Origin of the sequence: Brevibacillus sp. 1238, from assembly GCF_029892995.1 — a bacterium.
GTDB lineage: Bacteria > Bacillota > Bacilli > Brevibacillales > Brevibacillaceae > Brevibacillus > Brevibacillus parabrevis.
In genome coordinates this window covers 106,468-130,574 of sequence record NZ_JARXWC010000002.1, presented here as the reverse complement: position 1 = coordinate 130,574, position 24,107 = coordinate 106,468, and the positions used below count along the sequence as shown (strand labels likewise).

Sequence of the window (24,107 nt, the reverse complement as noted above, 5' to 3'; positions counted from 1 at the left end):
TTCAAACCGTTATAATATTTAGTAGTAAAAATTTTTTGACTGCATGATGTACATACTTGACCAATTAGCGTTTTCATACTTACACAGGAGGGACCCCATGACAACCAATCTGGAAACACGCGCGGCTGATTTTCGCGCCTATGTGAAAAAAATGACCAGCTACAACCAGGCACTCGCTGTTCTGCAATGGGACAAAGCAACGCAAGCGCCACGCAAAGGGATGGATGCCCGCTCCGAGATTATCGGCGTGCTCGCTGGCGAACAGTTCAAGCTGGCGACATCCAAAGAAATGGAAGCGTTTTTAACCGAGCTCGGCGAACCTTCCGCACTGGAAGCGCTCGATGAGATCACGCGTCACAGCGTGCTCGAATGCAAAAAAGAATTTGACCGCAACAAGCAGATTCCGGCTGAGAAATACCAGGAATTTGTCGTTTTGACCTCCCTGGCGGAAACGGTATGGGAAGAAGCCCGCGCCAACAACGACTTCTCGATGTTCCAGCCGTACCTGGAAAAAATCGTGAACTTCCAGCTGGAGTTTATCGAATATTGGGGACACGACGGCAAAAACAAGTACAACACCTTACTCGACCTGTACGAGCCGGGCATGACAGTCGATCAGCTCGATCCGATCTTCGCCACCCTGCGCGAGAAAACCGTCAAGCTGGTCAAAGCAATCGCGGAATCGCCGAACAAGCCGGACACCGCTTTCTTGAACAAAAACTTCCCGATTGCCGAGCAGGAGGCGTTCAGCCGCTTCATTTTGGAAAAAATCGGCTACGACTTCAAGGCGGGCCGCATGGACAAGAGCGCCCATCCGTTCTGCACCACCTTCAATCCGGGAGACGTGCGCATTACGACTCGCTACGACGAAAACGACTTCAACTCGGCGCTGTTCAGCTGCATCCACGAAGCGGGTCACGCCATGTACGAACAAAACATCAATCCTGAGCTTTTGTTCACGCCGCTCTGCGACGGTACTTCGATGGGCATTCACGAGTCCCAGTCCCGCTTCTGGGAAAACATGATCGGACGCAGCCTGCCGTTCTGGAACCACTTTTTCGCTGATTTGCAAAAAGCATTCCCGGCCCAATTCGAAGGCGTATCCGTGGAAGACCTGTACCGGGCGATCAACTCTGTCACTCCGTCCTTCATCCGTACAGAGGCTGACGAGCTGACATACAACCTGCACGTCATGATTCGCTACGAGATCGAAAAAGGCTTGATCAACCAGACGATCCAAGTTGCCGATCTGCCGAAAATCTGGAACGAAAAAATGCAGGAATACTTGGGCGTGGAACCGCCTACCGACACACTCGGCGTTCTCCAGGACGTGCACTGGTCCGGCGGCAGCTTCGGCTACTTCCCGACTTACTCGCTCGGCAACGTGTACGCGGCCCAATTTGCCCACGTCATGAAGCAGGAAATCAGCGGCTTCGAAGACTTGCTGGCAAACGGCGACTTCGCTCCGATCCGCGCTTGGTTGAAAGAAAAAATTCACCAGTACGGAAAAATGAAAAGCCCGCGTGAACTCGTGCAAGCGATCACGGGCGAAGGCACCAACGCGACCTACCTGATGGAATACTTGGAGAAAAAATATACCGACATCTACAAACTGTAATGTGTAGATGGTTGTACCCACAGCGTTCCCAATCCGGGAGCGCTTTTTTCACGGATCGCTTGAAATCGCTTCCTTTTTGTTCACCTTCTATCCACGATTTCTTCACGCCTTATTCACACCTGCCCAGCCACAAACTCACAAAAGAGGAGTATGATAAGCGTGTAAAACATTTCCACCAAGTGAGGGGTAATCCTTATGATTCAACAATTGTCGCGCTGGTTGTGGGGCAAAGAAGAACACGAAGCCGTTCCTTTCGAGACAAAAAAATACGTCCGCAATGAAATGGAACAATTCATCACGAATGAGCCGGAGCACATGCTGCCGTACGCTCAGCTGTAAGATCGAACCTAATCACACTTTTACCGATAAGCTGCCAGCGTTTGGCAGCTTTTTTTGCCTGTTTCTGTAAGCGCTCTCCTCTGTGCTACAATCAAATCAAGGAAAACAATCGGAGGGATCATCTTGGTGGAATTTACGGAAAAATGGCTGCCTACTTACATCCGCCGCGATTTGACAGTGTTGTTTTGCGGCATCAATCCCGGGCGCGTATCGGCCACAGCCGGATTCCACTACGCGAACCCGGCGAATTTGTTTTGGCGCGGCTTGTTCGAGGGCGGGCTTACCGCAAGACAACTGCTGCCGGAAGAAACCTCGCTGCTGTTGGATTACAACTACGGCATTACCGATCTCGTCACGCGCCCTACCCGCTCCTCTTCTGATCTCACGCGCGAAGATTTTGACACAGGCGCAGAGCAGTTCGTGCACATGATCCAAACGTACCGCCCGCGCGTCATCTGCTTTAACGGAATTACAGCTTTTCGCCATGCAACAGGCCAGAAAAAAGCCGCTGTCGCGCTGGGACTGCAACCAGAGAAAGCATTCGCTACCGACGATTGGGCAGGCAGCTACTTGTTCGTCATCCCGTCCACGAGTGGAGCCAACGCCTCGTTCACACGGGCGGAACGCATCGCCAAATTCGCCGAGCTGAGCGACTTTTTGCGCCAAAAAGACTGGCATCCGCTTCCCTTGCCGCCCAACTGAAGCGCCGTGAGTGTCATCCGCTTGGGCCGCCGCGTATGATAATCGTACGTTTCTTTTGCAAGGGAGGCGCAAAACGGATGGACGACCTCATCGGCAAAATCGAGCAAAAGTACGCGCTGAAAGTATTGCAGCAGGAAACACTTCGCGAGACGCCCAAGTCGCTCGTCGTCTTTCTCGATACCTCGATCGGCAAGTTTATCGGCAAAATTTCGTACTTACCGAAAGAACGCCAGCACTTCATTTTGAACGCCGAAGCGCATTTGCGCAAAAAAGGCATTCTCATCCCCGGCATCCAGCGCACGAAAAGCAACCAGCGCTCGATTGTGTACAAAGACAACTTGTTTGTGCTGCACCAATGGTTTTCCTGGCCGAAAATCGCCTACAGCTCACCGAAAAAGCTGGAACAGGTCGGAGCCGCACTAGGGCGCTTCCATCTGCAATCGCTCGGTTTTACTTCCAAGCATGGCGAGCTGTACAACGGGGCGAAAAAATGGTCGGAGGAATACAAGACAGACCTGGCTGCACTGGAAAAATGGGAGCAGCGCCACATGAGCAAAAAGAATCCGAAATCGACGACGATTGTGGAATACTTGCCTTATTTTCGCCAGGCAGGGCTTGCGGCGCGAGAACAGTTGAAATCATCCGCCTACTTTTCCAGCTGGAAAAAGCTTGCCCTGCGCAAGCATTTCCTCTGCCACGGAGATTTCAACAACGGCAATTTGCTCACGCGCAACCAGCAAATCGCGATTATCGACTGGGAAGACGTCCGCTACGATTTTCCTTCCAAAGACATCAGTCGCGTCCTCTCGCTCGCCATGCGCAAGGCAGGAAGCTGGAACGAGCCGTTGTTTACGTCTTTGTTGCGGGCCTACTTGCAGGAAAATCCGCTGTCTGCCGAGCAGCTGCATTTGCTGTTTGTCGATCTGACCTTCCCACATATCATGGAACGGTTTTTGCGCATGAAGCAGTATGAGGAGATGGAAGTGGCCGAGATTCAGAAGTTTTGCACGCGTGAGGCGATCAAGACCGCCTATATGCTGGATGAACTAAAAGCCCTCGCGTAAAGACGAAAGGCAGCTGCCTGTCTTGCGCGAGGGCCTATTGGGCTTTTTTCCTGTTTGGGCTGGTCTGGTCTTCTACGGTTGCGCCGTTTTGACCAGGGCGCTTTGCTGCCGCACGTACGCAATCAGGTCAGCAGCCATATCGTAATAGTTGAAAGGCGTAATCAGGTAAATCCCGTTGAAATAGCGGACAGCCGTGTCGAGCAGTTCTTTGGCGATGGCGATGCCTTCCAGCCTGGCCGCTGGTCCCTGCACTTTTTTCATCCGTTCCAAGGCTTCCGCCGAAAGCTTGATGCCAGGCACTTCATTGTGCAGGAACTCGGCATTTCTTGAACTGGTCAGCGGCATGATGCCGATAAAAACCGGGATGCCGATGTGCTTGGTCGCCTCGTGTACAAGGCGAATCGATTCGACGTCATACACAGGTTGGGTCATGATGTAATCAGCCCCTGCCTCGACTTTCTTTTCCAGCCGGGCGACAGCCGCTGCCATGTTGCGCACGTTCGGGTTGAAGGCTGCGCCCACGATGAACTGGGCTTTTTGCTTGAGCGGTCGTCCCGAGAACGAGACGCCTTCGTTCAACTGCTTCACCATGCGGATCAAATCGAACGAAGTGACATCAAACACCGAGCTTGCCCCCGGCAAATCGCCGAAGCGGGACGGGTCGCCCGTGATGACGAGAATTTGGTCGATGCCAAGCGCGTGCAGCCCCATCAGATGGGATTGCTGCCCGATCAAGTTGCGGTCACGGCAGGCAATATGCAAAAGCGGATCGATCCCGTGTCTCGTTTTCATCAGCGCTCCGAGCGCCATGTTGCTCATCCGCACCGTCGCAAGCGAATTGTCTGCCAGCGTGATCGCGTCTGCCCCTGCTTTGTGCAGCTCGCAGCAGCCGTCCAGAAACTGTTCGGCGTCGAGATCGCGCGGCGGATCAAATTCGACGATGATCGTTGTAGCTGTTTTCACCCGTTCCACGATGCTTGGCTTCTCGCGCTCGTGAATGCTTTGTACCGTTATGTGCGGACGCTCTGCCAACGCAATCGTTGGATTCACGCGTGCTTGCGGCTTTTGCCCTGCGAGCGCGTCTGCTATCGCCTTCACGTGTGCAGGGGTCGTTCCGCAGCAGCCGCCGATCAGGCGCACTCCCTGGTCGCGCAGGCGCAGGGCGCTTTCGGCAAAATAGTCGGGAGACGACTTGAAGGCGTACTCCCCGTCCGTCATTCCCAGCCGTCCCGCATTGGGGAACGCTGACAGAAGCGAATCATCCGGGAAGATTGTGCTTTCAAAAGAGCGCAAAATTTCAGCCGGACCCAAGCGGCAGTTCAGACCGATGACGTCTGCTCCTGCCTGTTTCAGTTGCGGAAAAGCATCCGTCAGCGAGTAGCCGTCGCGCGTGCGTCCGACTTCCAATGTCGCCAGTTGCGCAATGACGGGCACATCTGTCAGCGGACGAATGCCCTCGATGGCGAGCAGCAGTTCCTCCAGATCGAGGAACGTCTCCAAAATCAGCGCGTCTACGCCTGCGTGCAACAGCGCGATCGCCTGTTCCTCGTACTGGTCCCGATACTCATCCAGTACCTTTTTCTTCACCCGTCCAGCCAAAATCGAGCCGATGCTGCCTGCCACGTACGCATCGTCCTGAGCGGCTTCGCGGGCAATCGCCACGGCAAGACGGTTGATCCGCGCCACTTTGTGCTCCAAACCGTAGCGGCTGAGCGCATCCCGGTTCGCGGAAAATGTATTCGTCTCCAAAAGGCGCGCTCCTGCCTGATAGTACGACGCATGAACTTCGTGCACCACTCGCGGATTGGACAAACACAACTCTTCAAAGCTGACGCCAACCGGGGCGCCCAGCGCATGCAGCTGGGTCGCCATGGCTCCGTCTCCGACCAGCAGGTGCTCCTGCAAATACTCCCGTAAGTCTTGCTTGCTCGTCGTCAACTCAATCCCTTCTCTCCCATTTTCATTAGACGATCTATACTTCAAACACCGACGGACCTGCGTTAAAGTAACGCGCTTCCGGGTGGGCAAATACCATCGCGGATACAGAAGCTTCCGGCTCCATCATGAAGCCTTCTGTCAACTGGATGCCGATGTCTTCCGGCCGCAGCAGGCGGAACAGTTGCGCCTGGTCTTCCAGGTTCGGGCAAGCCGGATAGCCGAACGACACGCGAATGCCTCGATAGCGGGCACCGAAGCGCTCCAGCATGGTCATTTCCGCCGGATCAGGAATCCCCCATACATCGCGCATTACGTGGTGAATCCGCTCCGCAAAAGCTTCCGCCAGCTCCAGAGCCAATGCTTGCAAAACGTGCGAGCGCAAGTAGTCGCCGCGTTCCTTCAGTTCAGTCGAGCGCTCGCGAATGCCGCCGCCTGCTGTCACCGTCAAAAATCCGACGTAATCCATCTCCTTGCTCTCGACCGGACGCAAGAAATCGGACAGGCACAGATGCGGCTCTTCCGGCTGACGCGGGAACGAGAAGCGTTCCAGCACTTTGCTGTGGTCGTTTGGATCGTAGACGATAATATCGTTGCCGTCCGCTTGCGCCGGGAAAAACTGATAGGCACCGTGCGCCTTGATCGTTCCGTGCTGCTTCGCTTCATTCAACAGCTCCTCGACTATCCCGTACAGTTCCAACGCCTTTTCGTCGCCCGCTTCCAGCAATTTTTCCACGTTTCCACGCACACCGAGATGCTTGCCGAGCAGCATGCGCAAATTCAGGTACGGTTGCAAATGGCTGATCGGGTACTGGCGCAGCACGTGTCGCTCGCAGTCAGGCGGCAGCTGAATCGGAACGGTTCTGCTAATCGCCGAACGGGCTGGCAGCGGAGCTTTTTTCTCTTGTACCACCACGGGTTGCGCCGTTGCCGCCGCTTCAGCGAGTTCTTGCTGCTCAGCGACCAGACGCTCCCGCTCGTTCGGGTTTTGCAAACGGTTGACGAGGTCGAGTCCGTCCATCGCATCCTTGGCGTACAACACGATTCCGTGGTATTCCGGCGCGATCCGGTTGGAAGTGAATTTGCGCGTCAAAGCCGCACCTCCGACCATCATCGGCACATCGATTCCCGCTGCTTTCAAGTCTTGCGCGGTAATGACCATTTGCTGGGCCGATTTGACCAAAAGACCGGACAACCCGATCGCATCCGGCTTCTCTTCCCGGCAAGCGGCAATCAGTTGCTCAGGCGGCACCTTGATCCCCAGATTCACGACGTTGTAGCCGTTGTTTGCCAAAATGATTTCCACCAGATTTTTGCCGATGTCGTGCACGTCGCCTTTGACTGTCGCCAGCAAAATCTTGCCTTTGGCCGCCGCATCGCTCTTTTCCATAAACGGCTCCAAAAACGAGACGGACGCTTTCATGACTTCCGCGCTTTGCAGCACTTCCGCTACGATCAGCTGGTTTCCGTTAAACAGGCGGCCGACCTCTTCCATTCCTGACATCAACGGGCCGTTAATAATTTCAAGCGGCGCATACTTTTCCAGAGCCAGCTTCAAATCGTCAGTCAAGCCATCCTTGGAGCCTTCGACGACATATCGGGCGAGGCGCTCTTCCAAAGTCAGCGTGGAAGCTTCCACCCGCACTTCTTTTTTCTTCTGGCGGTAAAATTCGGTGAATGCAGCCAGTGTTTCGTCGTTTGTCTCGAACAGCAGCGCTTCCGCCAGCTTGCGCTCATCCTCGGGAATCGACGCGTAGCGCTCCAGCTTTTCTGTATTGACGATGGCAAAATCGAGTCCGGCAACCGTCGTGTGGTACAAAAACACGGCGTTGAGCACTTCGCGGCCCGCTGCTGGCAGCCCGAAAGACACGTTGCTGACCCCGAGAATCGTTTTGCACAGCGGCATCGCTTCTTTAATGAGGCGAATCCCCTCAACCGTCTCCTTGGCGGAACCGATGTACTGCTCATCCCCTGTACCGACCGGGAACACCAGCGGGTCGAAAATGATGTCTTGCGGGGCAATTCCGTACTGGTTGACCAAAATATCGTACGAGCGCTTCGCCACTTCCAGCTTCTTCTCGCGCGTGACAGCCATGCCCGCTTCCTCGATCGTTCCGACGACTACAGCCGCTCCGAACTTTTTGATCAGCGGCGCTACTTCTTCAAAGCGCTCCAGGCCGTCTTCCAGGTTGATCGAGTTGAGAATCGCTTTTCCCTGGGAATAGCGCAGGCCCAGCTCCATTACTTTTGCATCCGTCGAGTCGATCATCAGCGGAGCCTTGACCTTTTTCACGACGAATTGCAGGAATTTTTCCATATCGGCGTATTCATCCCGATCCGGGTCAGCCAAACAAATATCGATGACGTGAGCGCCGCGTTTTACTTGTGCCCGGGCGATATCTGACGCTTCCTCGTATTGGCCTGCGGCGATCAAGTCGCGGAATTTTTTCGAACCGATGACGTTTGTGCGCTCCCCTACCAACAGCGGGCGACTGTCATCTTCCACGTACACGACTTCGATGCCGGATACCGCGCTGACAGCCTGATCGACAGCCTGACGTGGCTTGCAGTCTTTCAATGCTTCTGCCATCGCCCTGATATGGTCGGGCGTCGTTCCGCAGCAGCCGCCCGCCACGTTCAGCCAGCCTTGTTCTGCAAAAGCGCGCATTTTCGTCGCAAGCCCTTGCGGCGTCTCATGGTAATGTCCGTTTTCATCCGGCAAGCCCGCATTGGGGTAACAGCTCACTCCGCATTGAGCCAGTCCGGACAGCGTGCGCAGATGGTCGCGCATGAACTCGGGGCCGGTCGCACAGTTCAGCCCAACGGACACGGGCTTCAAATGCTCAAGCGAGATATAAAACGCCTCGATGTTTTGACCGGCAAGAGTCGTGCCCATCGGTTCAATCGTCCCGGACAGCATGACGGGCAACTCCACATCCAGCTCTGCGAACGCTTTGCGGATGCCGATTCCCCCCGCCTTGACGTTCAGCGTATCCTGCGATGTTTCCAGCAGCAGCACGTCGGCTCCGCCAATGATCAGTCCTTTTGCCTGACGATAGTAGGACTCCACCAGCTCCTCGAAGGTGACGCCGCCTGTCAAAGCGAGCGTTTTCGTCGTCGGTCCCATTGCCCCTGCCACGTATCGCGGCCACTCGGTTGTGCTATAGGCATCTACGGCTTCCTTCGCCAGGCGGGCCGCAGCGATGTTTAACTCCAGATCCTTGTCGGCGACATCGTACTCGGCCAACACGACGGAGGTGGCTCCGAATGTATTCGTCTCGACGATGTCCGCTCCCGCCTCCAAATATTTTTCGTGGATGGATCGAATGACGTCTGGTCGCGTCAAGTTCAAAAGCTCGTTGCAACCATCGTAGGCTTCGCCGCCAAAATCATCGGCGGTCAAGTTCGCCTGTTGCAGCATCGTGCCCATCGCACCGTCCAGAATCAGAATTTTCCGGGAAAGCTGTTCGCGAAAAGTGGGTTTCATTGACGTACTCCTTTTCTCCCTTGCGGCGTTTATTCTCGGCAGTTTTTTTGCACAAAAAAATCCTCTTCTTTGAAAGAAGAGGATTTGTCCGCGGATACAATTGCGCCTGAACCATCCTCTCATCTTTCAAAGCCGTAGCTTTGCTGGAATTGGCACCGGATTTTAACCGGTTGCCGAGGCTTCATCAGGCCAGTCCCTCTGCCTCTCTTGATAAGAGTTGTACCATGGTATTCATTTTTGACTTTCAGGTTTCATGTTTGACAGTATCTTAACACCGCGTCCTGTCTACGTCAATTGAGAATTTGTCTATTATTTACTGCTTTTCTCCCCGACTGCGCCCATTTTTGTGCTTACCGGGCATCCGCCCACGCCAATCTGTGCGATCGTGTATAGACTGTAGCATAACGGAAAGGAGGGGGAACAAACGTGAGTACATCTTACTGCGGAAATGGCATCTTTGGAGACTGCTTCGCACTGGTGCTCGTACTGTTTATCCTGCTGGTCATTGTTGGGTGTTCGTGTGACGACTGCTAGGTAAATGACAAGAAGAGGCTATCCCCCCGCCTTCCAGCTGGCTTGCGGGATAGCCTCTTTTTCTTGTCCTTACGGCTCGATTACAGCCTCGCCGCTTTTGGCATCGATGGTAATGAAACTGCTTGCCAGCTCTTCCTCGCTCCACGGAATGTACGCGAGTCTCGGACGATCCAGCCAATCGTTTTCCTGATCTTTTAACAGGTAAACAAGCCTGAGTGGCATGACGCGCAAAAACGACTCGGCAGCCTTTTGTTTGGAAACGACCTCGGCTGACGAAGGAAGCTCTATCAACTTGTGAGTCTCTCGCCAATTCCGGAAGCTGTTTACCTTCCCGGTCGAAGGGTCTACCGACACCTCGTAAGCGGCATCTGGCCCCTTGTCCAACACCGGAATCCCATCCTTGCTCATGACATAGCGGAATACCCAGTTGCCTGACGAAACCGGATTGGCTGCGCCAGGTTCCATCACTTGTGCAAGCTGCACTTCTTTTACGCCCGGATCGGCGTATTTGGCCAAAAAGAACACGGCTGCCTGCTCGGCCTGTTCGCGCTTCACGGTCACTTGCGTATTTGTGCGGGGAACGCGCAACCCAACTACCTGGCTCGTCTTCGCGTCGATCGTCACTTCATGCCAGCGGTCTTTGCTATCTGCCCAGTTGAATGATTTGTTCTTTTGGTGATCATCTACGGATTCCCGATAGGACATGCCTTCGACGTTGACGCCAAATTCCGTTTGCAAAAGCGCCTTCGCCTCTTCCTTCGTACGCACGATGACAGGCTGTTCGTGTGTCTCGAACGCATCTGCCTGCGGCTGCTCCCGCTGCAGCTGATCGTAGGCAAAGCCGTTGTTTCCCGTACCGTAGTTGATCTTGCCGCTATGCGCATCAATGTACCAATCAAGGAAAACCGGCCTTCCTTGTTGGAAAAAGGAAACCGCTGCCCTGTATTCCAGTGTCGGCTGTTTCAGCGCCTTCCCTTCGGACATGTGCTGCACGTATACAAGCTTCATATTTGCGGCCAGCTCGTTTTCGGCGGCGCTTTTCGCCACAGCTTCCGCAGCATCCGGGAACGAAGACGGGGAATACGCTCTCGTCGGTTTGCTGAACATCAGAAGACGTCCGGAGCTGCCCAGCTCAATATCCAGCACATCTTCCATGACAGGTAATCCGTTATGATAGCGCATGAATTTTTCCGCGCTATTCGATTCCACATGGCGATAGTTCGCGCTGTCAGCTCCAAGCAATCGGCCGAGAAGCTGCTTCGCTTGCTTTAACGCCTCTGCTTCATTTGGCTTTTGCGCTTCTTCGTTGCGGTCCCGCTGAATCCGGTACAGATCGATGTCTTGCCCGTTGCCGATTTCGCTCACCATCGCTGTCTGGCCTTCGTCGTTCACTTTGCCCAAAACCAGCGCCCAGCCATCTCGAGTCAGCTGTTTGTTGTAGACAACCGGGAACGGATTCAGTTCAGTCACGGAGGCGGCGAATTTGGCAAACAGCTTCTGTTCCTGCTCGTTCAACCTGCCGAAAAAGGCGACGCGCTCCTTTTTGTCCACCTGGACAGTCAAGACATCGTACGGGACAGGCTTGCCGTTTTCCAACCGCTGATAGCTGACGTTCATCCACGTTCCGTTGCGCCAATCCTCATCCGCATAAACTTCTGTCGCCTGATGCGCGTAAGCCTTCGCTTCTTCACCGAGCGCGGTCTGCAAAAATGCTTGCGCGACTTTCTCTGCTTGCGCGGGCGCAATCGTTGTTTTCTCGCCGTCATTGCTCGCGTCCAGCAAGTAGCTTTCGATCCGCCCCGTCCGGGTGTCATACGCGACTTGTCCGATTGCCCTGTCCTTTTGCAGCAAGGTCACAAGCGCAATCCCATCCAGCGTCTCGCCTTTGCGCAGTGTGACGCCGCCAAGCTCAGGGACTGCCTTTTGCAGCGGAGCCAGCGCTTGTTCCGGTGAAACGGCCTGCTCCGCGGTTTTGTCCGTTTGATGCGCCGCCGCTGCGCTCGTTCCATTTTTTTGCGGCGACATGGACGGCAGAAAGCCCTCTCGCACCCCTAGCACGGTCAATGCCAGACAAGCCGCAAGCGATCCCGCCATGACCACGCGATTGCGATTTTTCTGCTTTTTCTTCCCGACCTCCATCCGAATCCTCTCTTCCATTTCCCGGGTAAACTTCACTTCCGAAGCTGCCGCTTTCCCTGCTTCGCGTACAGCTTCACGCAGCCCCTGATCTAGTTCCATTCCAATCCCTCCTTTTCACACAATGCCCGAAAATGTTTGCGCGCCCGATGCAGCTGCGTCCGTACCGCATCCTCGGAAATATCCAGCACTTGTGCTACTTCCTTAATTGACAAATCTTCATAGTAATGAAGTACCATGACCTTTCGATACAAAGGCGACAGCATCATGACTTTCTCGGCGATATGTACCTGGTCCAGTTGCTTGAAAACGGACGATTCCACGTTCCCTTCCGCCACTTGTTCCGGCACGGTTTCTTTCGGGGAGACAAACGTAGAAAAGATTTGCCGGAACGACCACGATCGCAAATACTTGCGCGATTCATTGATGGCAATCCGGTACAGCCATGTTTTCAAACTGCTCTCATGGCGAAACTGATCCAGCGACCGATAGGCTTTCAGGAACACTTCCTGTGTGATGTCTTCCGCGATTCCGCGATCTTTGACGATCATGTAGGCGAGCTGGACGATTTTGTCACCGTAGTCATTCATCAAAGTCGACAGCAGCGCATCCTTGGTCGGCTGCAAAGACCGCTCTGCCGCGTTAGCCTTTGCACTGGCATTCAGATTGACATTCACTTTGCTTCACCTCCTCTTGCAAACGATATCCATTTGATCCGGCAGCCTGCTTTTTGTGACAAAAATCGATTTATTTTTTTCGCGCCTCTGTTTTCAGCGGAAAAGACGACACCTGCGCGCACTGCGTTCGTTGTCAGAGCGGAACGCTTTTGCTATCATGAGGCTTACCTAACCCCCAGAAAGGAACGATTGACGATGAACACTTTGCTCGCTTGTGAAAAAGACGAGTTTTTGTCCTGTATAGAGACGGTAAAGGAACTGGAAACATCCGAGTTTGAAACATATTCCATCGTAAAGCATACCGAAACAGGTGAACACTATTTGCGCTACTTTTTGTCGCATATCAACCTGTCCGAAGGCGGCAGAAGGGACAATTACGATCACTTTTTGCCACTCGACTCCGACGACGTTCTCGGTCTGATGTTTGGCGATCAGGATTACCACTTCCCGGAAAACTGGCGCTCTTCCTACCTGCGCAGCGGCAACGACAATCGGCTGATCCCTTTTGATCCATCCGAGAATTACGATCTGGAAGAAGAAGCGGCTGCCGAGCTGGCCATGGTGGAAAAACTGGAGCAGTACAAGGCGCAATGGATGCATGCCGAAAACTTGACGGCGGAAGAAAGAGAAAAGCTGACGCAGGAGTATTTCGCGGCACTCGACAAGATTTTGAAAAAACCGGAAGAGTAAGTTGCACAAAAGCACCAAAAACGGCTATAATGCTAGGTAAACAAGCGAATCGTTGATGAGGACAGTACCCTTGGACTTACGGCTGTAGCGAATCGGGGATGGTGGAAGCCCGATGCCTGACCAAGTGCGGAAGCGCCCCTCGGAGATGCGGCCTGAACATCTGACGCTATAGATGTAAGCGTCTGGATTGTGTAGGGTTTTGCCGGGTCTGCCCGTTACAGCAGCGCAAAGCGGTTTTTGCCTCAACCAAATCATGCAGGCAAAAACAACAAGAGTGGCACCGCGGGAGCACAACCTCTCGTCTCTTTTTACAGGAGACGTAGAGGTTTTTTTATTTTTCAAGCGTTCCGTTCCAAAGCTTTTCCCATCTGAAAGGAGAATTACCATGAGTTACAAACATCAAGTGGCGGAAAAAATCGCCGCGGCCCTCACCGGACTCGGTGTGAACGATTTCTCGCAAGAAACGGTGTACAATATGCTGGAAACACCGCCAAACCCGGCTATGGGAGATATCGCTTTCCCATGTTTCCAATTGGCAAAAGCACTACGCAAAGCTCCGCCGATGATCGCGACAGAGCTTGCGGAAAAAATAGAAGGTGCGCCGCTGCGCTCGGCACAAGCGGTCGGCCCATACGTCAACTTGTTTCTCGATCAGCAAAACGTGGCGGAGCAAGTCATTGGCACCATCCTGGCACAAGGCAGCGCTTACGGCAGCAGCGAAGCAGGCCAAGGCCGCAAAGTGCCGATCGACCTCTCCTCCCCTAACATCGCCAAGCCGTTTTCCATGGGGCACTTGCGTTCGACCGTCATCGGAAACGCGATTGCGAACATCATGGAAAAACGCGGCTACCAGCCTGTGCGCATCAACCACTTGGGTGACTGGGGCACACAGTTCGGCAAGCTGATCGTCGCCTATCGCCTGTGGGGTGACGAGGAGAAAGTCAAAGCGGAGCCGATCAAGGAGCTGCTCAGCCTGTACGTGCGTTTCCACGAAGAAGTTGAAAACGACTCTACCTTGGAAGACCAGGGCCGCGAATGGTTCAAAAAGCTGGAAGATGGCGACGCCGAGGCGCAGCATCTGTGGAAATGGTTCCGCGACGAATCGCTCAAGGAGTTCATGAAAATTTACGAGCTGATGAACGTCTCCTTCGACTCCACGCACGGGGAAGCTTTCTACAACGACAAAATGGATCGCGTCGTCACCCTGCTCGAAGAAAAAGGCTTGCTGACCGAATCGGACGGCGCCATGGTTGTCAACCTCGATGAGTACAACATGCCGCCATGCCTGATCAAAAAGTCGGACGGCGCTACTTTGTACGCCACGCGCGATCTGGCAGCCGCCCTGTACCGTCATGAGACGTACGACTTCGCAAAAGCGCTCTACGTCGTAGGAAACGAGCAGCGCCTCCACTTCCAGCAGCTCTACAAAGTGTTGGAAAAAATGGGCTACGCCTGGTCCGCCGACATGCATCACATCCCGTTCGGCATGATGCTTAAAGACGGCAAGAAAATGTCCACGCGTAAAGGAAAGGTCGTCCTGCTCGAAGAAGTTTTGGCGCAGGCGATTGCCGATGTGCAAAAAGTGATCGAGGAGAAAAATCCTTCCCTCGCGAACAAGGACGAAGTTTCCCGCCAAGTCGGGGTCGGTGCCGTTATTTTCCACGACCTGAAAAACTACCGTCTGAACGACATCAACTTCTCCTGGGAAGAAATGCTCACCTTTGAAGGCGAGACAGGGCCGTACGTGCAATACACGCACGCGCGCGCTTGCTCGCTTCTGCGCAAAGGAGAGTACAAGCCGCAAACGGCTGCCAGCCTCGTACCAGATGCATTGGACAGCAAGGAAGCGTGGGCAGTCATCACTTTGCTGAACAGCTTCCCGGAAGTGATTGAACGGGCCAGCGACAATTTCGATCCGTCGCAAATCGGCAAGTACGTCATCGACCTTGCCCAATCGTTCAACAAGTTCTACGCCAACGTGCGCATTTTGGCCGAGGAAGAAGACGTCAAAGCGTCCCGCCTCCAGCTCGTAGCTGCGGTAGTCGCTGTCCTGAAAGAAGGATTGCGCCTGCTCGGACTGGCTGCTCCAGAGGAAATGTAACTGTCGCAAGATCACGAAAGCCGGCTGCCTCCTGCTCTCAGGAAACGCCGGCTTTCCTTTTTGAAAAACAGCAGCCACGGCTCGCTTGCCGATATCTCACCACCTAAATCGTTCCATTTTTTGTCATGCTTTGCGATAATAAAAAGAAAAACGTCATCGGTGGTGAGTGGATGTGAGCAGAACGATACAGTTTGGCCCATCGGAGTGCACATTGGCGCTCAGCGGCTGGCGCGCGGTGATCGCATTCGAGAACCGCATTACCATGCCGTATCGATTCATCAAGCATGTTCAAGTCGATTCCTTTACTCCCGAGCCGGGAACGCTGCGCATGCCGGGAACGGAGATTCCTTTTTCCAGCACATATGCGGGCAGATTCCTCTACGGAAACGATTGGTACTTCCTTTCCTTCGAGCGGACGAATCATCTGCTTTTGCTCGATTTGGAAGGACATGCGAAATACCGGAAAATTGTCGTGCAGGTGGAGAACCCCACCGAGATCGCCGTTACGCTGCAACAACATCTGCTCGCTCAACACGAATGAAGACAGACAACCGTTGTGAAGCAGATTCTTTTTGAAAAAACGCCCTACAGAAAGTGAGATTGTTATGGAAAAAATTGTTTTGATCGCCGCAAGCTTGCTGCTCATGCTCAGCGTCCTGACTGGCTTTGACACCCCTGCCCCTGCTGCAAGCTCCCTGCAAAGTTCTTTGCAAAAATATGCCGTTCCTGTAGCGAAAATGGAGCTGCCCGCGAAGACGATTATCGGCTTTGGCGAAGCTACGCACGGAAACAAGCAGTTCACTACGCTCAAGCTGGACGTATTCCGGCATGTAGTCGAGAAGCAAGGCTATCGCGTGTTTGCCATCGAAGGTGATTTTGGCGGCGCCCAGAAGGTCAACGACTTCCTTTTGGGTGGACATGTAACCGCAAACGATGCGGCAAAGGCGATCGGCTTCGCCATCTACAACACGCAAGAAATGGCCGATCTGCTGTCCTGGATGCGCACTTACAACGAAAAGCAGCCTGCCGACCAAAAAATCCATTTTTACGGATTTGACATGCAGCGCTACGATCACAACAAGACAAGGCTTTTCGCCTACTTGCAAAAAGTCGACCCTGCGCTTGCTTCTGAATCGGCAAAGGCACTCGCCAAGCTGACCGATCAAACCGTGTCCGACGAAAAGCTCGCAAAGGAGAGCCTTGCTTCGACTCGCCACATGCTCGAACGAATCAAGCAAAACAAAACCGCCTACATCGCCAAAAGCTCGGAAAAAGACTACGAGCTGGCTGTCGCCTATGCCGAATCGATCATGCAAAATGCCACTTTGCACGGAACGAACGTCCCTTACGGCAGCACGCGCGACCGCTTCATGGCCGACCGGGTCAACTGGATTCTCGCGTTTGAAAAGAAATTTTACGGACGCCAGCAGCTGTTTATCGCCGGACATAACGGACACATCGAAAAAACGTCGACGACGGCTGGCATCACCGCCTCCATGGGCGCCCATCTGGCGAAAACGTGGGGCGACCAGTATTACGCGATCGGCAGCGAATTTTACGAAAGCTCGTTTCTGGCCAAAGACGCGTCAACCAATGAACGCAAGCTGTTCCATGTCAAAAACAGCGGAGAGCAGCGACTAGCCGTTCTGTTCGCGAAGACCGGAATGGCGGATGGCTTTTTGGATTTTGCCAAGACCCGCCAGGACACAGCCTTTTCCGCCTACGTGAATCGCGCCCAGCCGATCAGCGCCATCGGCGACATGTTTGCCAGCTGGTATGGCAGCATCGAGAAAATGTACACGCTGCAAATGGTTCCGGCAAAAGCGTTTGATGCGCTGGTGTTCGTGCGGACGGCGACGCCTTCTGTCATGCTCGCAGAGTGACAGCGTCCGAGCGAGCCGTTGAATGCTTGATCTACCTGACTCTACGTCAGTCGCATGTGCACACATGAGTAGACTGCAAAGCGCCGCTCCCGACACCACCGCAAAAGCCCCGCCAGAATGCCGCTAAATCAAAGCGGCTCTCTGACGGGGCTTTTTTATGTGCTGTGCTTGTTTCGCTTACATGCTTGGCCTTACGAAGACAGCGTCATGTTTTCGTAGATGACGGACAGACCCATCCCGCCTGCCATGCAGAGCGTGACCATGCCGTACTTGACGCGGCTGCGCACCATTTCGTTCATCAGCGTCACGGTCAGCTTGGCGCCTGTCGCTCCGACCGGGTGACCGAGTGCGATCGCTCCTCCGTTGACATTGACCTTCGCCGGGTCCAGCTCCAGCCCTTTGATGACGGACAGCGCTTGTGCGGCGAACGCCTCGTTCAGCTCGATCAGCCCGATGTCATCCAGCGTCAGACCTGCTTTCTCCAGCGCTTTTTGCGTCGCCGGGACAGGCCCGATTCCCATTACGCCCGGCTCCACTCCTGCGCTGGCAAACGCCTTGATTTTGACCAGCGGCTTAAGACCCGCTTCCTCCGCTTTTTCCCGCGACATCATCAAGACGGCTGCTGCTCCGTCGTTCATCGGACATGCGTTGCCCGCCGTAACTGTGCCGTCTTTTTGGAAGACACTTTTCAGCTTCGCCAAATCGTCCAGATTAATATCCGCACGCACCGACTCATCCTGGTCAAAGACGCGCGTCCCTTTGCGCTCCTTGATTGCAATCGGCACGATCTCGCTGGCAAATTTGCCTGCGGCGATGGCGGCGGCGGCTTTTTTATGGCTGTCAAAAGCGAACTGATCCTGCTCTTCGCGGGAAATCCCGTACTGGAGCGCGAGCCGCTCCGCTGTGATCCCCATGTGCTCGCCTTCCAGAGAACAAATCAAGCCGTCCGCCAAGAGAGCGTCTTCCATCGTCAAGTTGCCGAATTTGCTGCCCCAACGGTTTTTCACCAAGTACGGGACATTGCTCATGTTTTCCACGCCGCCGGCAACGACGACATCTTCCTGCCCGGCCATGATCGCGAGTGCGCCGCTTGTGATCGCCTTCAAGCCCGATCCGCACGCCTTGATCACGACATGCCCGTACACCTGGCGCGGAAATCCGGCGAGCTGCGAACTGATCCTAGCCGCGTTCAGACCGCCGCCGTGCACGTAACCGTTGCCAAAAATCACTTCATTGACTTCCTGCTTGGAAAAGCCAGACTTTTCCATCAAGCCTTCCAATACTTGCCGTCCCAGCTCCGTTGCCGGCACGTCGCGCAAGCTTTTGCCGAAAGCGCCAACTGCGCTGCGCGCCCCGGCGACAATGACTACTTCTCTCATCGCTACGCTCCCTTTCGCTTTTGCCTCGTTACCTTACAAAACCCGATTCAAAAACTCGCGTGTCCGCTCTTCTTTCGGATTGTTGAAAATTTCTTCCGGGCGCGCCATCTCCACGATTTTCCCCTGGTTCATAAAAGCGACCCAGTCCGCTACTTCTTTGGCGAATCCCATTTCATGCGTCACAATAATCATCGTCATCCCGTCCTGGGCGAGCTGCTTCATCGTTTCCAGCACTTCGCCGACCAGCTCGGGATCGAGCGCGGATGTCGGCTCGTCGAACAGCATGATCTCCGGCTTCATCGCCAGCGAACGGGCGATCGCCACCCGCTGCTTCTGACCGCCTGACAGCGAGGATGGATAGACGTCTGCTTTTTCTGACAATCCTACCTTCTGCAAAAGCTGCAACGCTTCCTGCTTCGTTTGCTCCTTGTCCGCTTTTTTCGCGATCAGCGGCGCTTCCATGACGTTTTCCAACACAGTTTTGTGCGGGAACAGATTGAAGTGCTGGAAGACCATGCCGACCTTTTGCCGCACTTTGGTCAAATCGTCCTTTTTCGGATCGATGCTCTTTCCTTCAATCAAGATATCTCCGCCATTCTTGATTTCCAAAAAGTTGATGCAGCGAATCAATGTACTCTTGCCGGAGCCGCTCGCCCCGATCAAGACGACGACCTCGCCTTTTGCCACCTCTAACGTGACGTCTTTCAACACTTCTACCTGTCCAAAGCTCTTCTTCAAGTTTTGCACGCGAATCATGACTTGCTTGTCTTCCATTGTTTTCGCCCCTTTGCTCTACACGTCACCTTTGGCCAACCGCTTTTCCATCCGATGGACGACATACGTGAAAATCATGACAATCACCAAATAGTACAAGGCGACGATCAAAAAGTACGTCATCTCGTCAAAGGTTTCTGCTGACAGACGGCGAGCCAGCGAAAACAGCTCATCCATCGCGATAAATGCCGCCAGCGACGATTCCTTCAGCGACAAAATAAACTGGTTGCCGAGCGGCGGAATCGAACGCTTCATCGCTTGTGGCAAAATGATTCTGCGCATCGTTTGAGACGAGGACATCCCGAGCGACAAGCCTGCTTCCATCTGACCCTTGTCAATCGACTGGATGGAGCCGCGGAAAATTTCTGCGATGTACGCCCCGCTGTGAATCGCCAGAGCCAAAGCCGCTGACCAAAATTGACCGAGATCGATCATCTTGTAAAAACCGAAATAGAGGACAAAAATTTGCACAATCAGCGGCGTGCCGCGAATGACCATGATATACACGTTGGCGATGATTTGCCCAAGCTTGAACTTGGACACTTTCAACAGGGCGACGAACAGCCCGATAATCGAACCTACGATGACGGAAGCAACCGTCAGCTCAAACGTCAGCAGCAGCGGCTTCCAAAAAAACGGCAGTGTGCGAAAAAACTCTTCGGTCAAATGTGAAATACTGGGCACTCGATGCCACCCCTCGCTGATAAAATGTTCCTGTCACCCGCAGCTTTGCGCCCGCAGATGACAGGCAGTCGAACCGATGCGTCAAACTACTCGTTTTTGCTGATATCGCGTTGGAAATACTTTTCGCTCAACTGTTTGTAAGTGCCGTCTTCATGCATTTGCTTCAGCACCTCGTTGATTTTGTTCAAGAGTTCTGTGTTTCCTTTGCGCACGGCAATTCCATGCTGAACCTCTGACAGCGGCGCTCCGCTTTTCTTGATCTTCAAGCCTTGGCCAATCGCGATTTCCCCAACCACGCTATCGGTAATGACGACATCGTGCTTTCCTTGCTCCAGGGCACGCAGCGCAGTCACGTCGCTGTCGTACGTCTTGATGTTGTCGGTGTACTCGCGCGCCATTTTTTCGTGCGTAGTGCCCAGGGCAACCGCAACTTCCTTGCCTTTCAACTCTTCCAGTGTGGAAGTTGTGCCGTCCGGACGAGTGAACAGTTGACCACCGGACAAATAATATGGATCAGCAAAATCAATTTGCTGTTTGCGTTCTTCTGTAATGGCATGACTGGCAATCGCTGCGTCGTAACGCCCTTCTTTTACCCCGGCAATGATGCCGGAAAAAGGTGATGTAACCGCTTTCGGTGTAAGATTCAGCCGCTTGGCGATTTCGTTGCCGATCTCGATATCGAATCCGGTCAACTGCCCGTCTTTGAAATAGCTGAACGGCTGGTATTCACCGGAAGCCGCGAAAGTGAACACGCCCGCTTCTTTCGTCATCGAGGAACCCGCAGCTGCGCTGCCTTGTCCTCCGGTATTGCCAGTCGACGCTTCTTGTCCACACCCTGCTACGAGAAGTGACAAGGAAAACAATACTCCTGCAACGGCTTTGAGTGATTTTTTCATAGTAATTAGCCCCCTTATGATGTCTGTCAAACTGTTTCATTACTCCACCATTTGCAAATGTTCGGAAATCAAAAGCGGCGCTCCGGTATGGTAAATGACATCCTGCAATGAATACGGATACATCACCTCCGTCAGCATCAACCCTTCTGGCGTTACCTCAATGACCGCCCGCTCCGTGACAATCAGGTCGACACAGCCCTTGGCTGTCAGCGGAAACGTGCATTCCCTGCGAATTTTCGGCTCCCCGGAAAGCGTCACATGGCTCATCAGCACAATCACTTTTTTGGCGTAAAACGCCAGCTCGGCACCACCGCCGATCCCGTGAACCCTCGTCCCGGGAACGATCCAGTTCGCCAAATCTCCGCGGCGATTTACTTGCAGCGCCCCGATAAAAGCCACATCCAGCTTTCGGCGCCGGATCATGCCGTAGGCGACGGTGCTGTCAAAGTAGGAAGCCCCCGGAACGATTGTGACTGGCGCTCCCCCCGCGTTGGAAATATGCTGATCCTCTTCGCCCTGGATCGGCGTAGGCCCGACTCCGAGAATGCCGTTCACAGAATGGAACATGACGTGCCACTCGTTCGGGATAAAATCAGCGACCAGCTCGGGAATCCCGATCCCCAGATTCACGGCCATTCCCGGCACGATTTCCTTTGCGGCCCGGCGCGCAATCATGTTGCGTTGATCCATTGTCAGTCGCATCAGCTGTTCCCCCCGCTGCGATTCACCATGTAATCGACAAAAATGCCTGGCGTCACGATTTTTTCCGGGTCCAGCTCGCCTGCCGGAACGATTTCTTCCACTTCAGCGATCGTGATTTCCGCCGCCATCGCCACCAGCGGGTTCAAATTTCTCGCCGACTTGTCGTAGATGAGGTTGCCGTACGTGTCCGCCTGTTTTGCGTAGACGATGCCCACATCCGCCGTCAGCGCCGGCTCCATCCAACAGGGCTTTCCCTCGAACAGCACCGCTTCCCGGCCGTCTGTCGCTTCTCCCCACATGCGCGCATCGACGAGAATCCCGGGTATGCCCACGCCCCCGGCGCGAATTTTTTCGGCAAAAATGCCTTGGGGGCAAAATGTTACCGCAAGACGTCCGTCCATCATCTGCTGACCTGCTTCGGGATTGGAGCCGATATGGGTCGTCAGCAGCTTTTTGACCCGTCCGTGGCTGATCAGCTTGCCAATCCCCACATCGGGGTATCCGGCGTCAATCCCGATCAAGGTCAGGTCGCGCACTCCCTTTTGCAGAAGCGCATCAATCAGCAAGGCCGGAGAACCGATCGTCCCAAAGCCGCCGTACATCAGCCGTGCTCCGTCTTGTACACATTCCATTGCTTGGTCGCGCGTCACCAGTTTTGATAGCATAGCATGGCCATTCCTTATCTCTCTTGATTATTGGGCAAAGTCGCTTTCGTCTTCTTCGTTGTAGCAAGTCTCGTGCCAATGCCGCAAATGCTGAATCGTAGCGAAAATTGCCGAAACTATGTTTTTTCTGACGAATCGAATCAGACTCACTTTTGAATCGAAATCAAGAAAAACAGGCTTGTTTACGCCGAATTGATATCGACTCACATTTTTTCAAATCCGACTCACTATACAACGGACGGTTTCATCCTGTACAATCAGTTCAAAAATGGGGGGAGCGAATCGCCAATGGAAAAAGATGCGGAGATTTTGGCCCTGTCGTCTGTCGATCGCTTCATCGACATATTGAACTCGCTGGCGGACGGCATTTTCATCTCGGATGCGCAAGGCACGACTCTCTGGTTGAATAAAGCGAGCGAAAACTTGTGCGGCATGCCCAAAGCAGAATTGATCGGACAAAACGTGGCGGATCTGGAGGAGATGGGCATTTTCAGCCCGTCTGTGACACGTCTCGTCCTCGAATCCGGCAAGCCGACGACGACAATCCAGCTGGTGAACAGCAGAGGAAAATTTCTCGTGACGGGGCATATCATCCCTGATGAAGCTGGCAATCCGGAGCTGATCGTCGCCCATTCCCGCGACATCACAGAAGCGGCGCGGGCCAGCTCGCAGCTCGAAGAAACCGTGGCCCTGCTCAAGCGCTACAGCGAGGAGCTGCAACTGATGAAGCGCGAGGCGAATCAAAGCTCGTCGCAGACGCTGATCGGCAACAGCCGCTCCTATCTGGCGCTGATGGAGCTGATCAAAAAAGTCGCCTTGGCTGATACGACTGTCCTGATCACAGGGGAAACCGGCGTGGGCAAAAGCCATCTCGCCGAGCAAATCCACCAGCTGAGCGAGCGCAGCACCGGACCTTTTATCCATGTGAACTGCAGTGCCATCCCGGAAACGTTGATCGAGTCGGAGCTGTTCGGCTACCACAAAGGGGCGTTTACCGGAGCCAACCATTCAGGCAAAATCGGCTTGGTCAAAATGGCGGACAAAGGCACGCTGTTTCTCGACGAGATCAGCGAGCTGCCCTATCACCTGCAATCGAAGCTGCTCCTGCTTTTGCAAAACAAAACATTCATGCCGATCGGCGGCACGAAAACCTACACGGCCGACATCCGCATCATCGCCGCCACGAACACGAACTTGCAGGAGCTGGTGCGCCTCGGCAAGTTCCGGCACGACCTGTACTACCGACTGAACATTTTGCCGATCAACGTGCCGCCATTGCGCGAGCGCAAAGACGACATCTTCCCGCTCTTGCACCACAACCTGCAAAAATTCAACGCCAAGCATAACCAGAAGCGGCGGTTTACGTCAGATGTGCTGGATGTGCTGCACCAGTACGACTGGCCAGGAAATGTGCGCGAGCTGGAAAACTTGGTGGAGCGCATCGTCATCACCTCCAAGCTCGACGAGATTTCTGTCACCGATTTGCCGGAAGAACAACGCAGTATTCGCGAGCTGGAGGAAGGCATCCTCACGTTAGGCTCGCTGTCCCTGACGGAGCGCATGGAAAAAATCGAAGTGGAGTTTATTATGCAGGCGCTGCGCATTCACAAGACAACCCGCAAGACGGCTGCCGCTTTGGGGATTACACAGTCGCTGCTGATGCGGCGGATCAAGAAATACGGGATTGCCTTGGAAGACGAGGAGGACGCTTGAGAAAAGCGGCCGTGGACAAGCCGAAACCTGCTGCAAGTCGCTGGTAAAAGGGCTGACCACTTGCACTCGCGAAAAAAGCATGCCGGACATTCCGTTCACAGCTAAACGGTTGTCTGCGGGCTGTCAGC

20 protein-coding genes, 1 riboswitch and 1 other annotated feature are annotated in these 24,107 nt (G+C 54.1%); of the genes, 10 read left to right on the top strand and 10 right to left on the bottom strand.

Features of this window, described 5'->3' with window-relative positions:
• The first annotated feature begins 97 nt into the window (after nt 1-97).
• From M2298_RS04410 to M2298_RS04395, 4 genes are all read left to right on the top strand, one after another.
• A complete protein-coding gene (locus tag M2298_RS04410; protein ID WP_280648265.1) occupies nt 98-1,618 on the top strand; it encodes a carboxypeptidase M32 in 1,521 nt (506 codons plus the stop codon).
• 195 nt (nt 1,619-1,813) lie between these two features.
• On the top strand, nt 1,814-1,957 hold the full coding sequence (locus M2298_RS04405) for a hypothetical protein (RefSeq protein WP_167470357.1): 144 nt from the start codon (nt 1,814-1,816) through the stop codon (nt 1,955-1,957).
• A 123-nt stretch (nt 1,958-2,080) separates the two neighbouring features.
• Nucleotides 2,081-2,659, top strand: coding sequence for a mismatch-specific DNA-glycosylase (locus M2298_RS04400; protein WP_217021727.1), 579 nt, complete (start codon nt 2,081-2,083; stop codon nt 2,657-2,659).
• 77 nt (nt 2,660-2,736) lie between these two features.
• Nucleotides 2,737-3,723 carry a phosphotransferase gene (locus tag M2298_RS04395; RefSeq protein WP_173595637.1) on the top strand — a complete coding sequence of 329 codons (987 nt, stop codon included), beginning with the start codon at nt 2,737-2,739 and terminating at the stop codon, nt 3,721-3,723.
• 72 nt (nt 3,724-3,795) lie between these two features.
• Here M2298_RS04395 and M2298_RS04390 read toward each other — a convergent pair whose 3' ends face one another.
• Nucleotides 3,796-5,661 (bottom strand): bifunctional homocysteine S-methyltransferase/methylenetetrahydrofolate reductase, encoded by a 1,866-nt coding sequence (locus tag M2298_RS04390; protein WP_280648264.1) that lies wholly within the window; start codon nt 5,659-5,661, stop codon nt 3,796-3,798.
• Nucleotides 5,662-5,695: 34 nt separating this feature from the next.
• Nucleotides 5,696-9,145, bottom strand: a complete 3,450-nt coding sequence (metH, locus tag M2298_RS04385; protein WP_173595635.1) for a methionine synthase — start codon at nt 9,143-9,145, stop codon at nt 5,696-5,698.
• Nucleotides 9,146-9,261: 116 nt separating this feature from the next.
• Nucleotides 9,262-9,362: riboswitch (SAM riboswitch) on the bottom strand.
• Between the two features lie 209 nt (nt 9,363-9,571).
• On the opposite strand from metH, the gene M2298_RS04380 reads away from it, so the two are divergent.
• Nucleotides 9,572-9,679 (top strand): YjcZ family sporulation protein, encoded by a 108-nt coding sequence (locus M2298_RS04380; protein ID WP_083955646.1) that lies wholly within the window; start codon nt 9,572-9,574, stop codon nt 9,677-9,679.
• Nucleotides 9,680-9,748: 69 nt separating this feature from the next.
• On the opposite strand, the gene M2298_RS04375 is transcribed toward M2298_RS04380, so the two are convergent.
• Together M2298_RS04375 and M2298_RS04370 are read right to left on the bottom strand one after the other, a co-directional pair.
• Complete coding sequence (locus M2298_RS04375; RefSeq protein ID WP_280648263.1) at nt 9,749-11,917, bottom strand: YcdB/YcdC domain-containing protein; 2,169 nt, start codon at nt 11,915-11,917, stop codon at nt 9,749-9,751.
• Nucleotides 11,908-12,480 carry a sigma-70 family RNA polymerase sigma factor gene (locus M2298_RS04370; protein WP_122965891.1) on the bottom strand — a complete coding sequence of 191 codons (573 nt, stop codon included), beginning with the start codon at nt 12,478-12,480 and terminating at the stop codon, nt 11,908-11,910. Before M2298_RS04370 ends, M2298_RS04375 begins: the two co-directional genes overlap by 10 nt.
• Before the next feature lie 207 nt (nt 12,481-12,687).
• Here M2298_RS04370 and M2298_RS04365 point away from each other — a divergent pair, with 207 nt between their 5' ends.
• The 4 genes from M2298_RS04365 (at nt 12,688) to M2298_RS04350 (ending at nt 17,166) form a co-directional block, all read left to right on the top strand.
• A complete protein-coding gene (locus M2298_RS04365) occupies nt 12,688-13,182 on the top strand; it encodes a hypothetical protein (RefSeq protein WP_122965890.1) in 495 nt (164 codons plus the stop codon).
• Between the two features lie 43 nt (nt 13,183-13,225).
• Nucleotides 13,226-13,491: a binding site (T-box leader), on the top strand.
• A gap of 76 nt (nt 13,492-13,567) precedes the next feature.
• On the top strand, nt 13,568-15,283 hold the full coding sequence (gene argS / locus M2298_RS04360; protein WP_280648262.1) for an arginine--tRNA ligase: 1,716 nt from the start codon (nt 13,568-13,570) through the stop codon (nt 15,281-15,283).
• Between the two features lie 172 nt (nt 15,284-15,455).
• The gene (locus M2298_RS04355) at nt 15,456-15,824 is read left to right on the top strand and encodes a hypothetical protein (protein ID WP_122965734.1); all 369 of its coding nucleotides are present in this window, start codon (nt 15,456-15,458) and stop codon (nt 15,822-15,824) included.
• A gap of 64 nt (nt 15,825-15,888) precedes the next feature.
• Nucleotides 15,889-17,166 carry an erythromycin esterase family protein gene (locus tag M2298_RS04350; protein WP_280648261.1) on the top strand — a complete coding sequence of 426 codons (1,278 nt, stop codon included), beginning with the start codon at nt 15,889-15,891 and terminating at the stop codon, nt 17,164-17,166.
• A gap of 191 nt (nt 17,167-17,357) precedes the next feature.
• On the opposite strand, the gene M2298_RS04345 is transcribed toward M2298_RS04350, so the two are convergent.
• From M2298_RS04345 to M2298_RS04320, 6 genes are all read right to left on the bottom strand, one after another.
• Nucleotides 17,358-18,545 carry a thiolase family protein gene (locus M2298_RS04345; protein WP_122965732.1) on the bottom strand — a complete coding sequence of 396 codons (1,188 nt, stop codon included), beginning with the start codon at nt 18,543-18,545 and terminating at the stop codon, nt 17,358-17,360.
• 33 nt (nt 18,546-18,578) lie between these two features.
• Nucleotides 18,579-19,319, bottom strand: coding sequence for an amino acid ABC transporter ATP-binding protein (locus M2298_RS04340; RefSeq protein ID WP_122965731.1), 741 nt, complete (start codon nt 19,317-19,319; stop codon nt 18,579-18,581).
• 18 nt (nt 19,320-19,337) lie between these two features.
• Complete coding sequence (locus M2298_RS04335; protein ID WP_063227804.1) at nt 19,338-20,003, bottom strand: amino acid ABC transporter permease; 666 nt, start codon at nt 20,001-20,003, stop codon at nt 19,338-19,340.
• An 86-nt stretch (nt 20,004-20,089) separates the two neighbouring features.
• Nucleotides 20,090-20,899 (bottom strand): transporter substrate-binding domain-containing protein, encoded by an 810-nt coding sequence (locus M2298_RS04330; RefSeq protein WP_173599195.1) that lies wholly within the window; start codon nt 20,897-20,899, stop codon nt 20,090-20,092.
• Between the two features lie 39 nt (nt 20,900-20,938).
• Nucleotides 20,939-21,601, bottom strand: coding sequence for a 3-oxoacid CoA-transferase subunit B (locus tag M2298_RS04325; protein WP_122965729.1), 663 nt, complete (start codon nt 21,599-21,601; stop codon nt 20,939-20,941).
• Complete coding sequence (locus M2298_RS04320; RefSeq protein WP_122965728.1) at nt 21,601-22,266, bottom strand: CoA transferase subunit A; 666 nt, start codon at nt 22,264-22,266, stop codon at nt 21,601-21,603. Before M2298_RS04320 ends, M2298_RS04325 begins: the two co-directional genes overlap by 1 nt.
• Before the next feature lie 288 nt (nt 22,267-22,554).
• On the opposite strand from M2298_RS04320, the gene M2298_RS04315 reads away from it, so the two are divergent.
• Entirely contained in the window at nt 22,555-23,979 is a 1,425-nt protein-coding gene (locus tag M2298_RS04315; protein WP_122965726.1) for a sigma-54 interaction domain-containing protein, read from the top strand.
• Nucleotides 23,980-24,107: the final 128 nt, after the last annotated feature.